Here is a 15193-nt window from a genome sequence, read left to right on the forward strand (position 1 = left end):
GGGCGTTCTCCGCGCGCGGAGGGCCGGGGCCGGGTGCGGTCAGTTCTGCGCGGCCAGGGCCGCCAGCTCCCTCTCGAGGCCCTTGCCGCGCGTCTCGACCACCGCGGACGCCACGTCGGCCAGCTTGCGGTTCGTGGTCTGGGAGATGCGGCGCAGCATCGTGAAGGCCTTGTCCGCGTCGCAGGTCAGGACGTGCATGATGATGCCGCAGGCCTGGTCGACCACGGGGCGGGTGCGCAGGGCGTTGCCGAGGTGGTCCAGTTCCGTGAGGGCCGCGCGGTAGCGGCGGTCGCGGACCAGGGCCGTCGTGGCGAGGTCGCCGAGCGCCTGGGCGGGACCGTGCCGGACGTCGTCCAGGGCGCCGGGACGGAAGCTGAAGAGGGTCAGGGTGACGGTGAGACCCCCGCGCTGGAAGGGGAGCGTGACGCTGGAGCGCACGCCGGTGTCGAGCGCCATGGCGCGGTACACGGGCCACCGCTCGTCCCGCAGCAGGTCACCGGTCTCCACCGGCGCCCCACGCTCCTGCGCCGCCGGAATGGGCCCGTCGCCCGAGCGCAGCTGTACGGAGACGAGACCGGCGAGGTCGGGGTGGGTCACCGAAGCGGGGTGGTCGCTGCCGCCTTCCGACACGGTCGTGCCCGCGCCGCAGCACGCGGTGGTGCAGCGCACGGCCTGTTCCGCGAGCTGCGAGAGCCTGCGGCCCGGCAGCGCGGACTCCGGTCCCGCCAGGTCGAGATCCGGTTCCGGTACGAGGGGCATGGTGGGTTCCTCCTCCTTTTCTCCGCCTTCCCGCGAGGTCCCCCGGAAAACGGCCGCAGCGGATACGTTCGGCACATGGCCAAAACGGAGGAGTTCGGTGAAGAGATCGCGGACTTCGTGCGCCGCGTCGCCGAGTTGAAGTCAGCACGCTCCGTTCCGGCGGACGACCTCGGCACCGTCCTCGACGCGGCGATCTTCGAACTCGACCATGTGGTCGCCCAGTTGCGGCCGCTCTACGAACGCCTCGCCGCCGCGGGCCACTTGGGAAGCGGCGTTCCCGACCGGGACGAGCAGCACCTCCTGCGAGCCCTCTTCCAGCGCCTCCCCCTGCCCGTCGCCCTCGTCGACCGGGAGTCGGTGGTGCGGCGGATGAACTTCGCCGCGACCGGCCTCACGGGCGTACGCGCGGGCTACGCCACCGGCAGGCCGCTGACCGGATTCCTGCTGCACGCGGACCGGGTGGCGTTCCGCTCGCAGACCGCAGCGGTCGCCCGTGGCGAGGGCGACCGCAGCCTCACCGTCCACCTCCAGCGTGACCCGGACCTCCCGGTCCGCGCGACGCTCACCGCGCTGCGGCCCGGCGCCGAGCCGCGTACGGCGGTCCTGGTGGTGCTGCAGCCCGGCACGCAGCCCGCGGGCTCGCCCGCGTCACCCCGGGAGGCCTCGCGCGCTCCCGCCCCCGACCTCGGCGAGGCGACCCGGCACGCGGCCCGCCTGGACCTCGCGGACGCCATGACCACCGCCCTGCTCACGGCTCCCGCCGGGGATCGCGTGGCCGTGCTCGAACGGGCGGCCGGCGTGCTGCACCCGCGGTTCGCGGACTGGGTGATCGCCGACGAAGGGGCCGCGCGGCAGCGGCGTACGACCGTCCTGGGGCCGAAGGGCGCACCGGTCGACGACGTCCTCGCACAGGCGCCCGCCGCGTGCCCCCTCGTCGTCGAGGCGGCACGCGGCGGGGCGCCCATGCTGCAGGTGCGTCCGGAGGACCCGGACTCCTTCGGCCGGGACGCGTCCGGCGCCCCCGTCCTCGTACGCGCGCAGGTGACGTCCCTGCTGTGCGTGCCGCTGAGGGGTCGCTCGGACGGTCCGGTGGAAGGTGTCCTCACGCTGTTCAGGAGCGGGGCGCGGCTCGCCTTCTCGTTGGCCGAGGCACAGACGGTCGACGTGATGTCGCGCCACATCGCGCTTGCCATGGCCCGGCACGCGAGCCGGGAGACCCCCGGCCTCAACTAGGCGGCGTCCTGCATGACTTCCTCGCGCAGCCGGTCGCAGCAGCGGCTGATCAGGCGCGAGACGTGCATCTGGGAGATGCCGAGCTGCTCGGCGATGCGGCTCTGCGTCATGTCGCCGAAGAACCGCATGTAGAGGATGTCCCGCTCCCGCTCGGGCAGGGCGGCGATGCGCGGTTTGACGGCCTCGCGGTCGATGACGACGTCGAGGGCGGGGTCGGGCGCGCCGAGTGCGTCGCGCAGCGCGTATCCGTCGTCGCTGCCCGGCAGTTCGGCGTCCAGGGAGAGCGCGGTGAAGCTTTCCAGTGCCTCCAGGCCGGCGGCCGCGTCCTCCTCGGAGAGCTGCGCCTTCTCGGCGATCTCGACGAGGCTGGGGGTGCGCCCGGGGACCGTCTGGGTCAGCTCCTGGCGGGCGAACCGCACCCGGTTGCGCAAGTCCTGCACACGGCGCGGCACATGGAGGGTCCACATGTGGTCTCGGAAGTGGCGTTTGATCTCGCCGGTGACCGTCGGCACGGCATAGCTCTCGAAAGCGCTGCCGCGCTCGGGGTCGTAACGGTCGACGGCCTTGACCAGGCCGAGGGCCGCCACCTGGCGCAGGTCGTCCAGTGCTTCGCCGCGGTTGCGGAAACGGCCGGCGAGGCGCTCGGCCATCGGCAGCCAGGCCCTGACCAACTCCTGGCGCAGTGCGTCGCGTTCGGGACCGTGCGGCATCTCGGTCAGCCTGCGGAAAGCGGCCGCGGTGTCGGGTGCGTCGTCGTGCGGATGGCGCTTCGTCTGTCGCGCGTCGGATCGCATGATGCGTCGCAACTCCTCTTTCGGTGCCTTGGGTTGAAGAGTCACCGTGGGTGGACGCGACAGCGCGACAGGGCACACCCGGGCGAGCGCGAACCGCTCCCACGGACGTGCCTCCGTTCCGAAGCACTGTGAACTCCGCCTGCCCCGTGGCCCGGGAAGCAAACACCTGTGCGTTCCTGCGCGATGCCGTTTCTTCCGGGCAAACCCGCATGGACCGGCCGAGCCGGGGTACTGCGGCCAGACAACCGTCCCCCCACAGGAAGGGCCCCCACCATGGCTGTTGTCGTAAGGGACGTCATGACACCGGGAGTCGTGGCGGTAGGCCCCGATGCCTCGCTGGTGGAAGCGGCGCAGCTGATGCGCGCGCAGGACATCGGGCATGTCCTGGTGGCCACGGCGGGCCGCCTCGTCGGCGTGCTCACCGACCGGGACATCACGCTGCGGGCCGTCGCCGACGGCGCCGATCCCCTCACCGTCAGCGCGCAGGCCATCTGCACGCCGAATCCGGTGATGGTCGCCCCCGACGACGCGGTGGCGTCGGCGGTCAGCCTGATGCTCGAGAACGCCGTACGCAGGCTGCCCGTCGTCGAGGACGGCCAGCCGGTGGGCATGGTGACCCTCCGGGACCTCGCCGCCTCGGCCTGAGTGCCGCGGCGCACACCCGCCGCCCAGGGCCCCTCGGCCCGGGCGGGGTCCAGGCCCGGGCCGAGGCTGCGGGTCCGGCTGCACGGGTCGTGCAGGGGGAGCGACCGGACCCGCGGCGCGGGCCCGGCCCGGCCTGAGGCCGGGCCGGATCGTCCCCGGGGGTCCGTCACGGCCGCGCCCTGTGGGGGTTGGGGCCCCTCACGAACCGGACGGCGACCGGCCCAGCCGGTGACAAGAGAAACGGTAGATCAGTTGCCCTGCGGAAACGATCCGTTGAACGCAGCAGCTGTCCGCATAGCGCACGGTCCGGTTACCGGCGGTTCAACCGCGCAGCGTCTGGGACGGCAGCTCCCCGAACCGGGCCTGGTACTGCTCGGCGAACCTCCCCAGATGGCCGAAGCCCCACCGGTGCGCCACCTCGCTCACGCCGATCGCGCCGGGCTCGGCCTCCCGCAGTTCGTCGCGCACGCGGATCAGCCGCACCTCTCGTACGTACGCCATGGGGGACATGCCCACATAGCGACGGAAGGCCTCTTGGAGCCAGCGCACCCCGACCCGCGCCTCTGCGGCGAGCCCGGCGGGCGTGAAGGGATGCTCGGGCCGCTTCTGGACGGCGTCCATGGCGCGCTTCACGGGCGCCGGGCGCAACCTCCGCTCCGGGGCGTTGAGTTCGTCGCGGTAGGGGTGCTCGACGGCGAGCAGCAGCCCGCTCAGGATCGCCTCCTGGAGGGGCGCGGCGACCAGGGGTGAGGCGCAGAGGGACGCCTGGCCCGGCGGAGCACCCGGCTCCGCGCGCAGATCCTCGATGACCGTGGTGACGAGCCGGGCCCAACTGCGCCCCGGGCCACGGGTGGTGTCCAGCTCGGGGGCGAGCGCCAGCGGGGCGCGGGTCGGCCGGCCGAGGAGCTGCTCAAGGCGCTGTTCGAGCGCCTCGCGGTCCATCTTCACCGCCAGGATCCGGCAGTCGCCGGTCCACCGCTCCACCACCGTGTCGCCGACGGGCTGGAACACCCCGGCCCGCTGCGCCGTCGCTACGGTGCTCGCGCCGCCGCCCTGCCGAAAGCGCATGTGCCCGCCGAGCGGGATGTTCACGTGGTACGCGCCCAGTTCACCGACCCGCATCCACACATCGGCGCCGCAGCTGAGCTCGCCGACGGTGAGCGCGCCGAGCTGCCCGATGTCGAACTCGGCGCGAAAGGCGCGCGGCCCGTCGAGGACATCCATGAAGTTGCTGTAGAACGCCTCACCGATCACCTGCCGCGCCTCGTCCACGTCCGCGGTCCTGAAGGACGTCCTCGGCACCTGGGCACTCACGCGTCACTCACCCGCTCCCCCGACATCGTTGACGCTCCCCCGCGGCTACACCTGGCGCCCCACCAGACTCAGCAGCTCCGTCTGTGCGTCGGCGTCCCGCGGCGGCTCCACCGCGGGGGCGAAGAGCCCGCTCTTCGCCAAGTCCGCAGCGTACGGCTTGATTTCGTGCAGGGAGAAGGCCACCAGGTCTTCCGGAAGGGTTTCGTCCGCGCCGATGGCGCGGGACAGGTCCCAGGCGTGCACGACGAGGTCAGTGATCATCTGGCCGCAGTAGAAGTCGGCCGCGGTGTCGCCGAAGGAGAGGTGCACCGTGCGGTAGAGGGCGCCCGGCTCGCCGAACGCCTCGTGGGCGGCGGCCGCCGCCGTGTCCCAGGAGGCGACGGGGTCGGGGCCGAGCACGTCTCCGTCGAAGGCGTCGCCGACGGAGTCGATGGTGGCGCCGTCGCGGACGAGCGAGGGCACCCAGAGCTGCTCGGTGGTCAGGTGGTCGACGAGGTCGCGCACGGACCAGTCGGTGCACGGCGTTCCCGCGTCCCATTGGTCGGGCCCGATCGCGTGCACCCGGTCGCCGAACAGCTCGAGGGCGGCGGCGTGCCGGCCGAGGAGTTCGCGGTCGTTCAGGTCGGACGGGCCGGCTGTGCCAGTGGTGTCTGCCATACCCGCCATTGTCCTCCTGCGGCCGAGAGCCGCTACCGCTTGCGCTCCACGCGGCGTTCGTCCCACACCGGCTCGGGCGTCTCGCGCACGAGACCGTCGCTGCCGAAGACGAGATAGCGGTCGAAGGAGCGGGCGAACCAGCGGTCGTGCGTCACCGCGAGGACCGTTCCCTCGTATGCCTCGAGGCCTTCCTGGAGGGCCTCGGCGGACTCCAGGTCGAGGTTGTCGGTGGGCTCGTCGAGCAGCAGGGCGGTGGAGCCCTCCAGCTCCAGGAGCAGGATCTGGAAGCGGGCCTGCTGGCCGCCCGAGAGCCGCTCGAAGCGCTGTTCGGCCTGCCCGGTGAGCTCGTACCGGCGCAGGCGTGACATGGCGGGACCCTTGGCCTGGGCGTGCTCGCGCCACAAAATGTCCAGGAGCGTGCGGCCGAAGAGCTCCGGGTGGGCGTGGGTCTGCGCGAAGTGCCCTGCCACGACACGCGCGCCGAGCTTCCAGTCGCCGGTGTGCGCGACGTCGCCGCCCGCGAGCAGCCGCAGGAAGTGCGACTTGCCCGAGCCATTCGAGCCGAGGACGGCGACCCGCTCGCCGTAGAAGACCTCCAGGTCGAAGGGCTTCATCAGACCGGTCAGTTCGAGGTCCTTGCAGGTGATGGCCCGGATGCCGGTACGCCCGCCCTGCAGCCGCATGGTGATGTCCTGCTCGCGCGGCGGCTCGGGCGGCGGGCCCGCCTCCTCGAACTTGCGAAGGCGGGTCTGCGCGGCGGCGTACCGCGAGGCCAGCTCATGGCTGATCGATGCGGCCTGCCGCAGGCTGAGCACCAGCTTCTTCAGCTGCGCGTGCTTCTCGTCCCAGCGCCTGCGCAGCTCCTCGAAGCGCGCGAAGCGCTCGCGCCGCGCCTCGTGGAAGGTGTCGAAGCCGCCGCCGTGCACCCAGGCGTCGGCGCCCGCGGGACCCGGCTCGACGCTGACGATCTTCTCGGCGGCGCGGGCGAGGAGCTCGCGGTCGTGCGAGACGAAGAGGACGGTCTTGCGCGTCTCCTTGAGCCGCTCCTCGAGCCAGCGCTTTCCGGGTACGTCGAGGTAGTTGTCCGGCTCGTCGAGGAGCAGCACCTCGTCGCCGCCGCGCAGCAGGGCTTCGAGCACGAGACGTTTCTGCTCACCGCCGGAGAGCGTGCGGACCTCGCGGAACTGCGCCTTGTCGTACGGGATGCCGAGCGCGGCCGTCGTACACATGTCCCAAAGGATCTCGGCCTCGTAGCCGTGGGCCTCGGCCCAGTCGGAGAGCGCCTGGGCGTACTGGAGCTGGGCGGCCTCGTCGTCGACGGTCATGATCAGGTGCTCGGCCACGTCCACGGCCTTCGCGGCATCGCGGATGCGGGGGTTGGACACGGAGACGAGCAGGTCACGCACGGTCGTCTCGTCGCGCACCGACCCGACGAACTGCGGCATGACACCGAGGCCGCCGCTGACGGTGACGGTGCCGCCGTGGGGCTGGATCTCGCCCGAGATCAGGCGGAGCAGGGTGGTCTTGCCCGCGCCGTTCGCCCCGACGAGGGCGACGATGGCGCCCTCACCGACACGGAAGGAGACATCGCCGAGCAGCGCTCGGCCGTCCGGCAGGTAGTACTCGATGTGCGCGGCTTCCAGATGTCCCATGCGGGGGATTCTCCGTGGGCGGTGCGGCTTGCCGCAAATGCGTTTCGGCTCCCTCCGTTTCCGGCCGCTCCTTTCCGGCCCCTACAAGCGTGCCACGCCTGCCCACATAGTGATACGTGGGTCTCATTATTCGACATGGCGGCGTACCGTTCGCTCCACCGCAGCGAAGCGGCACCGATTGTGAAGGAGTTCCCGCCATGCCGGAGGAGACCGCCGTCTACACGCACGGACACCACGAGTCCGTCCTGCGCTCCCACACCTGGCGGACCGCCGCCAACTCGGCCGCCTATCTCGTCGACGCACTGAAGCCGCACATGCGGGTCCTGGACATCGGCTGCGGACCCGGCACCATCACCGCCGACCTGGCCGCGCTCGTGCCCGACGGCCACGTCACGGCCGTCGACCACGCGCCCGGCATCCTGGACCGGGCCCGCGCGACGGCGGCCGAACGCGGCCTGCGCAACGTGGAGTTCGCCGTCGCCGACGTCCACGACCTGAACTACCGGGACGACTCCTTCGATGTCGTCCACGCGCATCAGGTGCTCCAGCACGTCGGCGACCCGGTGCGCGCCCTGAGCGAGATGCGGCGCGTCTGCGCGCCGGGCGGCACCGTCGCCGCCCGCGACGCGGACTACTCGGCGATGGCCTGGTACCCGAAGCTCCCCGCCATGGACGGCTGGCTCGACCTGTACCGGCGGGTGGCCCGCGCCAACGGCGGCGAGCCGGACGCGGGAAGCCGCCTCAAGTCCTGGGCCCTGAAGGCCGGTTTCGACGACGTCACCGCGAGCGCGAGCACCTGGTGCTACACATCGGCCGATGAGCGTGCCTGGTGGAGCGGCCTCTGGGCGGACCGCACGGTCGCGTCCGGCTACGCGCGGCTGGCCGTGGAGGGCGGACACACCGACGCCGGTGAACTGCGGGCGTTCGCCGACGCGTGGCGGGAGTGGGGAGAGCGGGAGGACGGCTGGTTCGCCGTCCTGCACGGGGAGATCCTCTGCCGGAAGTGAGAGGCGGCGCCCAGGGGGTTTCTCTCATGCCGCGCAGGGGTGCTGACAACACCTGAAGAGGGGGGCCGCCGGGCGTGCCCCGGGCCGCGTTCGCCGGAACCATTCAGAGGGACGGTTCAGGGTGGACCGCGGTGAGCGAGGCGCAGCATGACGAACGCGACGCAGAGACATCCGGGGCAGCGCCCCGCACGGCCGGGCGGCGGTGAACCCTCCGCTCGCCCGCCTGTATCCGCTCCCCCGCCCGTCCACGCCGCGTTCGCGCTCTGGATCACCGCGGTCGTGGCGGGCTTCTTCGAGACGGTGCTCATGGCCGGCGGCCTGGTGGCTGACGGCGACACGTCCGCCGGAGAGCTGGCCGGCGGCCTGCTGCTGCGGATGGCCGTGTTCTCGGCGGCCGTCCTGACCGCCGTCCAGTTGCGCCGCGGCAGGAACTGGGCCCGGCTGACGCTCGCCGTGGGGCTCGGCGTCCTCGGCACGCTGTCCTTGGTGGTCGAGCCGCTCCGGTGGCTGGCCGACGGGCACTCCCTGGGCGACGCCTTCCGCGACCTTGGGGCGGTGGACGTCCTGTTCGGCGCGAGCCGCGTGCTGCATCTGAGCGCGGTGCTCGTGGCGACGGCCCTGATGTTCCTGCCCACGTCCAACGCCTGGTTCAGGGCGCGGGCAACGCGGTCGGTGGAGTCCGGGAGGCGCTGACCGGCCTCACCGCACGACCGCCTGCTCCACGAGCAGCCTCGCCGCCGCCGCGATGGACTCGGCGTCGATGCCCGCGTGGTGCAACTGCTCCTCGGGGGAGGCGGAGCCGGGCATCGTGTTCACCGCGAGCCGCACCAGGCGGGGCACCGGGCCGCCGTCGCTGAAGGCCTCGACGACGGCGTCGCCGATGCCGCCCTCCGGCCGGTGGTCCTCGACGGTGAGCAGACAGCCGGTGCGTTCGGCGGCCTCGCGCAGGGTGGCGCGGTCGACGGGCTTGACCGAGTACAGGTCGATGACCCGTACCTGGATGCCCTCGCGGTCCAAGTACTCGGCCGCGGTCAGCGCCTCGTGCACGGTGACGCCCGCCGCGACGAGCGTGAGCCGGTCGTTCGCGGACGAGCGCAGGGTCTTGGAACCGCCGACGGGGAACTCCTCGCCGGGGCCGTAGATGACGGGCGCGTCCCCACGTGAGGTCCGCAGGTACCGCACGCCGTCGAGGCCCGCCATCTGCGCGACGAGCTTGCCCGTCTGGTGGGCGTCGCACGGGTACAGGACCGTCGAGCCGTGGACGGCGCGGAACATCGCCAGGTCTTCGAGGCCCATCTGGGACGGTCCGTCCTGGCCGATGGCCACACCGGCGAGCGACCCGACGAGGTTGATGCCGGCGCCGCTGATCGCCGCCATGCGGACGAAGTCGTGGGCGCGGGTGAGGAAGGCGGCGAACGTCGACGCGTACGGGACCCAGCCGCGGGCCGCCAACCCCACTGCGGCGGCGACGAGTTGCTGCTCGGCGATGTAGCACTCGAAGAAGCGGTCGGGGTGTTCCTTGGCGAAGTACTCGGTCCGCGTGGAGTCGCCGACCTCCCCGTCGAGGGCCACGATGTCGCCGCGTGCGGTGCCGAGCGCGGCAAGCGCCTGGCCGAAGGCGGTGCGGGTGGCGACGGAGTCGCCCACCTGGTGGCGCGGCAGTTCCAGATGGCCGCTGCGTGTCGCGTGCAGCGCCCGCGCGGCGGCGGGTTTGCGCACCTCCACGCGTACGTCCTCCCCGCCGCCCGCGCCGCCCAGCTCCTCGATCGCCGCCGCCGCGTCCGCGAGGGGCTTGCCGTGCAGGCCCTCGCGGTCCTCGGCGGCGGCGACTCCCTTGCCCTTGACGGTGCGGGCGAGGACGACCGTGGGCTGGCGGGTGGTGGAGCGGGCCTCCTGGAAGGCGCGGTCGATGTCGTCCAGGTCGTGGCCGTCGGCCTCCACGACATGCCAGCCGAAGGCGGCGAACCTGCGGGCGTAGGCGTGCAGGTCCCAGGCGTGGCGGGTGGGGCCGCGCTGGCCGAGGCGGTTGACGTCGACGACGGCGGTCAGGTTGTCCAGGTGCTCGTACCCGGCGTGCTCGACGGCCTCCCACACCGAGCCCTCGGCGAGCTCGCTGTCGCCGCACAGCACCCACACCCGGTAGGGAATCCGGTCGAGGCGCTTGCCCGAGAGGGCCATGCCCACGCCGACGGGAAGCCCCTGGCCGAGGGACCCCGTGGCGACCTCGACCCACGGGAGGCGGCGCGGCGTCGGGTGCCCTTCGAGGCGGCTGCCCCGGGCACGGAAGGTCAGCAGCTCGTCGTCGGTGACGACGCCGGCCGCCTTGTACGTCGCGTAGAGGAGGGGCGAGGCATGCCCTTTGGAAAGGATGAAGCGGTCGTTGCCGGGATGGTCGGGCCGGTCGAAGTCGTACTGCAGGTGGCGCGCGACGAGCACCGCCATCAGGTCGGCGGCGGACATCGAGGAGGTGGGGTGCCCGGAGCCCGCGGCGTCGGCGGCACGGACGGAGTCGACCCTCAACTGCCGGGCCAGTGGGGCGAGTTCGCTGGTGGTCATGGCGGGTCCTCCTCGGGTGGGGCGTGCGGTGGTGGCGGTCCGCCGGGCGCGTCGGCCCTCGGCCTGTCGGGCGTGACGTTCCGTCCGGGCGTGGTCTTCCGACGGCACCGGCACGCGGGCCCTTCGGGTTGCCCTCGCGCCCTGCCGTCAAACACCGCGGGAACGCGGGGCGGGATCCGGGGCCGGTCCGGTTTGCCCGCCCGGCATCGGGATACCCGTACGGAGCGCCGTCGCAGGTGTGGGGGGTCGTGAACCGACCCCGCACCGCTCCGCGCCCCCCACCCCGCATGTAATCCAGGACGGTCCCGATGAAGGACGCAGTGCCCATCGAAATGCCCGCCATGTCCGCCTATTCCGTCCCTGCGGACGCCCCCGAGGCGGACGGCACCTTCGCCTGGGAGAGCACGACCATCGTGATCGTCGAGATCACGGCGGGCGGCGCGACGGGCACGGGCTGGACCTACGGTCCGGCGTCCATCGTCTCCCTGCTGGCCGAGCAGCTCGTCCCGGTCGTCACGGGCCTCGACGCGCTCGACATCCCCGCCGCGCACACCGCGATGACGAAGGCGGTGCGCAACACCGGCCGCCCCGGCGCCGCGTCGAGCGCCGTCTCGGCGATCGACATCGCCCTGTGGGACCTGAAGGCGCGCCTCCTGGAGATCCCCCTCGTACGTCTCCTGGGCGCCGCCCGCGACGAGGTCCCCGTGTACGGGAGCGGGGGCTTCACGACGTACCACGACACGCATCTGGCGGCCCAGCTGAACGGCTGGGTGCACGGCCAGCGCATACCCCGCGTGAAGATCAAGGTCGGCGAGGCCTGGGGCCGTGCGGCGGCCCGCGACGTGCTGCGGGTGCGCACCGCGCGCGATGTCATCGGCTCCCAGGCCGAGTTGTACGTCGACGCGAGCGGCGGCTACACCCGCAAGCAGGCGATCCGGGTGGGCCGGGTGCTCGCCGAGCACGGTGTGGGCTGGTTCGAGGAGCCGGTCCCGTCCGACGATCTGCGGGGGCTCGCGCTGGTGCGGGACGCGCTGGTCTGCGACGTCGCGGCCGGTGCGTACGGCTACGACCTCCCGTACTTCGCGCGGATGGTCCCCTCCGTGGACTGCCTCCAGCTGGACGCGACGCGCTGCGGCGGTCTGACCGAGTGGCTCCGCGCCGCGGCCCTCGCGCAGGCGCACGGCATCGAGGTCTCGGCCCGCTGCGCACCGCACGCGCATGCCGCGGTCGCCGCGTGTGTGCCGAATCTGCGGCACATCGAGTGGCTGCACGACCATGTGCGGATCGAGTCGATGTTCTTCGACGGCGCCCTCGACCCGACGGGCGGTGTCGTCCGCCCCGACGGCGGCGTGGGCCACGGCCTGGAGCTGCGGCGCACGGAGGAGGTCGAGGAATACCGGGTCGCGTAGCGCCGCCCCCGCGTGCCACGCTCGGCCCATGCGGGAGCGAACGGCGGAGGCACTGCTCATCGGGGGCCGTTCCGGGGCGGGCAAGTCCTCGGTCGGCTGGGAGGTCGCCGCGCAGTTGCGGGCGGCGGACGTGGGGCACGCGTACATCGAGGGCGACGTGCTGGACGCCGTCCATCCGGTTCCGGCGGGTGACCCGGACCGCTCGGGGATCACCGAGCGGAATCTCGCCGCGCTCTGGGCGAACTACACGGACCTCGGCTGCCGTCGTCTGATCTACACGAACACCGCGAGCGTCCTCGGGAGCGAGGAGTGGCTGTTCACCCGCGCCCTGCGCGGCCCGCGCATCATCCGGGTGCTCCTCACGGCCTCGGACGCCACCGTCCAGGAACGGCTGACCAAGCGTGAACTGGGCTCGGAGCTGCAACAGCAGCTGCGCCGCAGCGCGTTCATGGCCAGGCGGCTCGACGAGCACGCGGCCGAGGGCACCCGTCGTGTGGCGACGGACGGGCGGCGGGTGCGGGACATCGCGGCCGATGTGGTCGCCGCCACGGGGTGGAGCCCCCGGAAGTCCGCCGAAACGATCTCGGATGCGGGCCGGGCCAACTAGGCTCGCCCGTATGGAGATCCTGGGAGCCACGCTGCGTATCTGCGTCGAGGACCTGGAGTCCTCGGTCGCCTTCTACGAACGCCTCGCGGGCGGTACCGCGCAGCGTTTCGAGCGGGAGGGCGTGTCGGTGGCGGCGGTCGGCTGCTTTCTGTTGATGAGCGGGCCCGAGCGTGAGCTGGAGATCCTCAGGAAGGTCTCGGCGACGATCGCGGTACCGGACGTCGACGAGGCGTACGCCGTCCTGAACGCGTCCGGCGCCCGGGTCATCGCGGGCCCCGTCCCGACACCGGTGGGCCGCAACCTCATCGCGGTGCATCCGGACGGCACGGTGTTCGAGTACGCGGACCGGCGCCCCGCGTCCTGAACCGCGCCCGCGCGGCCCTCCCCGTATCCTCCACGGCAGGCAGGCCGAACGGAGGACGGTGCACGTGGCGGGCAGTACGGCGGACGGTACGGAACGGATCTCGTTGAGCGCCCAGGCGCGCGAGGCCGTCCGGCAGCGCATCGTGGACCGCCGTTACCCGCTGGGCTCGCGTCTGGTGGAGCGTGAGGTCGCCGAGGAGCTGCGGATGTCGCGGGTCCCGGTGCGGGAGGCGCTGCGCGCGCTGGTCGCCGAGGGCCTCCTCGAGCTCCTGCCGCACAGCGGGGTGCGGGTGCGCCGCCTGGAACGCTCCGATGTGCGGCATCTGTACGAGGTGTGGGAGCCGCTCGCCGTCCAGGCGTCCCGGCTCGCGGCCCGCCGGGTGGCGCGGAGCGCGCCGGGCGAGCCGCCGGGGCTCGCCGCGCTGCGAGGCACGCTGCACCAGGCCGAGCAGGCGTCGGACGTGGACGACGGGCCTCGCGAGGTCGCCGCGCACACGGCTTTCCACGAGGGCATCGTGGCCCTGTCCGGCAACCCCCTCCTGGCCCGCACGATGGAGCAGTTGAGCTGGCAGCTGCAGCTCCTTTTCGGCATGCGCGCGGAGCCGGACCACATGCGGGCCCAGCATGACCTGATCTACCGGCAGATCGCGTCGGGCGACGAGGAGACGGCCGCGGCGAGCACGCTGCTGCATGTGCGGGACAGCCAGGCGGTGGCGCTGAGGGCGCTTTTCGAGGAGGGCGACTCCTAGCTCTCTGTATACCAAAGCTCGATAGGTATCCCCTTCCCCCACTCTCCCAGGCCACTACTCTGCCTATACCTGCACATTTTCCCGCCCTCCCTTGCGGGCCACTCCAGCTTGGTATACAAACTGCGGACGCGTTCCCTCCGCAACCCGTCCTGGAGCAGCCCCATGTGCGTCGAGAACACCCCTCCGCCCTCTTCCCGGCTCACCCGGCGCGGCGTCCTCGCGGGTGCGGCGGCCCTCGCCGGGACCACGGCCGCGCTGGCCGCCGCCGCGCCACGGGCCGGCGCGAGCCCCGCCTCCCCCGGGGGCCGGCGGACCGGCGGTGATCTGGTCGTCGAGGGCGGCACCCTCCTGGACCCCGCGACCGGCGAGGTGACCGAGGACGCGGTGGTCGTCATCGTGGACGGTGTCGTGCGCGCGGCGGGCAGGCGCGGCCGGACCAAGGTGCCCGAGGGGGCCGAGGTGCTCGACGCGCACGGGCGCTGGATCCTGCCGGGTCTCGTCGACGCGCACATCCACCTCAACACCGCGGCCGAGGCACGCGACGCGGTGCTGCTCGGCGCGACGAGCGCCCGCAGCGGCTCGACCAACTTCTTCCAGGACATCGCCGTACGGGAACTGGCCCGCCAGGCCCCCGGACAGGCGCCCCGACTGCGCGCTGCCGGTGTCTTCGTCACGCCCGACCTGGGCGACACGATCCTCGCCGACCCGGAGCTGACCCCGCTGGCCAGGCTGCGTGACGGGGTGCGCTCGCCCGAGGCGCTGCGCCGCGTCGTCGAGGTCAACCTCGCCCGGGGCGCCGACGTCATCAAGACCCGGGTCAACGAGCGGGCCGGGCTTCCCGAGCAGGACCCGCTGGCCCAGGTGTACGACCGCGAGCAGCTGTCCGCCGTGGTCGCGGCGGCCCGGCGCGGCGGCAAGGGCGTGCTCTGCCACAGCTACAGCGAGAAGGGCTGCCACGACGCCGTCATGGCGGGCATCCGCTCGCTGGAGCACGGCGCGTTCGTCGGCGAGCGCACGCTGCACGAGATGCGGCGCAGGGGCACGTACTTCACGCCGACCCTCACCTCCATCGCTGGCCTCGCCGAGTCCTCGGACCCGGTGCTCGCGGAGCGCGGCCGCCAGTACCTGCCGGTCCTGAAGCGGGCCGTGCTCGCCGCGCACGAGCTGGGGGTGCCGCTGGCCGCGGGCACGGACTCCTCCGGCGGGAAGATCAAGCCCATCGGCCGCGAGGTGGAGCTGATGCGCGCGGCGGGCCTCTCCGCGCTCGACGCGATCCGTACGGCCACCACCGGCGCCGCCGAGCTGCTCGGCGTGGAGCGCACGGCGGGCCGCCTCGCGCGTGGCTTCGCCGGTGACGTGCTCCTGGTGGACGGCGACCCGCTGGCCGACGTGACGGTCCTCAAGAAGCCCGTACGCGTGGTGCGTTCGGGCATCGCGGTCTGAACACC

The 15193-nt window shown here is 72.8% G+C and carries 15 protein-coding genes; 9 read left to right on the forward strand and 6 right to left on the reverse strand.

Annotation, left to right across the window (positions count from 1 at the left end):
• Positions 1–39 precede the first annotated feature (39 nt).
• A complete protein-coding gene (locus tag AB0M70_RS04190; protein ID WP_365816088.1) occupies positions 40–759 on the reverse strand; it encodes an ANTAR domain-containing protein in 720 nt (239 codons plus the stop codon).
• A 75-nt stretch (positions 760–834) separates the two neighbouring features.
• Between AB0M70_RS04190 and AB0M70_RS04195 the strand changes: the two genes are divergently transcribed.
• Positions 835–1992 (forward strand): PAS domain-containing protein, encoded by a 1158-nt coding sequence (locus AB0M70_RS04195; protein WP_365816090.1) that lies wholly within the window; start codon positions 835–837, stop codon positions 1990–1992.
• On the opposite strand, the gene AB0M70_RS04200 is transcribed toward AB0M70_RS04195, so the two are convergent.
• Entirely contained in the window at positions 1989–2786 is a 798-nt protein-coding gene (locus tag AB0M70_RS04200; protein WP_365816092.1) for an RNA polymerase sigma factor SigF, read from the reverse strand. The genes AB0M70_RS04195 and AB0M70_RS04200 overlap by 4 nt on opposite strands.
• 273 nt (positions 2787–3059) lie before the next feature.
• Between AB0M70_RS04200 and AB0M70_RS04205 the strand changes: the two genes are divergently transcribed.
• A complete protein-coding gene (locus AB0M70_RS04205; protein ID WP_365816093.1) occupies positions 3060–3431 on the forward strand; it encodes a CBS domain-containing protein in 372 nt (123 codons plus the stop codon).
• 321 nt (positions 3432–3752) lie between these two features.
• Here the strand turns inward: AB0M70_RS04205 and AB0M70_RS04210 are convergent, their stop codons facing one another.
• The 3 genes from AB0M70_RS04210 to AB0M70_RS04220 are packed head-to-tail and all read right to left on the reverse strand — an operon-like array spanning position 3753 to position 7054.
• The gene (locus tag AB0M70_RS04210; RefSeq protein WP_365816095.1) at positions 3753–4745 is read right to left on the reverse strand and encodes an AraC family transcriptional regulator; all 993 of its coding nucleotides are present in this window, start codon (positions 4743–4745) and stop codon (positions 3753–3755) included.
• Between the two features lie 45 nt (positions 4746–4790).
• A complete protein-coding gene (locus AB0M70_RS04215; RefSeq protein ID WP_365816097.1) occupies positions 4791–5402 on the reverse strand; it encodes a TIGR03086 family metal-binding protein in 612 nt (203 codons plus the stop codon).
• 32 nt (positions 5403–5434) lie between these two features.
• Positions 5435–7054, reverse strand: a complete 1620-nt coding sequence (locus AB0M70_RS04220) for an ATP-binding cassette domain-containing protein (protein ID WP_365816099.1) — start codon at positions 7052–7054, stop codon at positions 5435–5437.
• A gap of 197 nt (positions 7055–7251) precedes the next feature.
• On the opposite strand from AB0M70_RS04220, the gene AB0M70_RS04225 reads away from it, so the two are divergent.
• Both AB0M70_RS04225 and AB0M70_RS04230 read left to right on the forward strand, forming a co-directional pair.
• Positions 7252–8061, forward strand: a complete 810-nt coding sequence (locus tag AB0M70_RS04225) for a methyltransferase domain-containing protein (RefSeq protein WP_365816101.1) — start codon at positions 7252–7254, stop codon at positions 8059–8061.
• 147 nt (positions 8062–8208) lie between these two features.
• Positions 8209–8754 (forward strand): hypothetical protein, encoded by a 546-nt coding sequence (locus tag AB0M70_RS04230; RefSeq protein WP_365816103.1) that lies wholly within the window; start codon positions 8209–8211, stop codon positions 8752–8754.
• A gap of 6 nt (positions 8755–8760) precedes the next feature.
• Here AB0M70_RS04230 and AB0M70_RS04235 read toward each other — a convergent pair whose 3' ends face one another.
• Positions 8761–10617, reverse strand: coding sequence for a transketolase (locus AB0M70_RS04235; protein ID WP_365816105.1), 1857 nt, complete (start codon positions 10615–10617; stop codon positions 8761–8763).
• Between the two features lie 308 nt (positions 10618–10925).
• Here AB0M70_RS04235 and AB0M70_RS04240 point away from each other — a divergent pair, with 308 nt between their 5' ends.
• From AB0M70_RS04240 to AB0M70_RS04260, 5 genes are all read left to right on the forward strand, one after another.
• A complete protein-coding gene (locus AB0M70_RS04240) occupies positions 10926–12026 on the forward strand; it encodes an enolase C-terminal domain-like protein (protein ID WP_365816107.1) in 1101 nt (366 codons plus the stop codon).
• Between the two features lie 28 nt (positions 12027–12054).
• Positions 12055–12633: a hypothetical protein gene (locus AB0M70_RS04245; RefSeq protein WP_365816109.1), complete on the forward strand. Its 579-nt coding sequence runs from the start codon at positions 12055–12057 to the stop codon at positions 12631–12633.
• Between the two features lie 10 nt (positions 12634–12643).
• Positions 12644–12997 carry a VOC family protein gene (locus AB0M70_RS04250; protein ID WP_365816111.1) on the forward strand — a complete coding sequence of 118 codons (354 nt, stop codon included), beginning with the start codon at positions 12644–12646 and terminating at the stop codon, positions 12995–12997.
• Between the two features lie 64 nt (positions 12998–13061).
• A complete protein-coding gene (locus tag AB0M70_RS04255; RefSeq protein ID WP_365816113.1) occupies positions 13062–13745 on the forward strand; it encodes a GntR family transcriptional regulator in 684 nt (227 codons plus the stop codon).
• Positions 13746–13907: 162 nt separating this feature from the next.
• The gene (locus AB0M70_RS04260; protein ID WP_365816115.1) at positions 13908–15188 is read left to right on the forward strand and encodes an amidohydrolase family protein; all 1281 of its coding nucleotides are present in this window, start codon (positions 13908–13910) and stop codon (positions 15186–15188) included.
• Positions 15189–15193: the final 5 nt, after the last annotated feature.

This window comes from Streptomyces sp. NPDC051214 (genome assembly GCF_040682375.1).
Classification (GTDB): Bacteria; Actinomycetota; Actinomycetes; order Streptomycetales; family Streptomycetaceae; genus Streptomyces.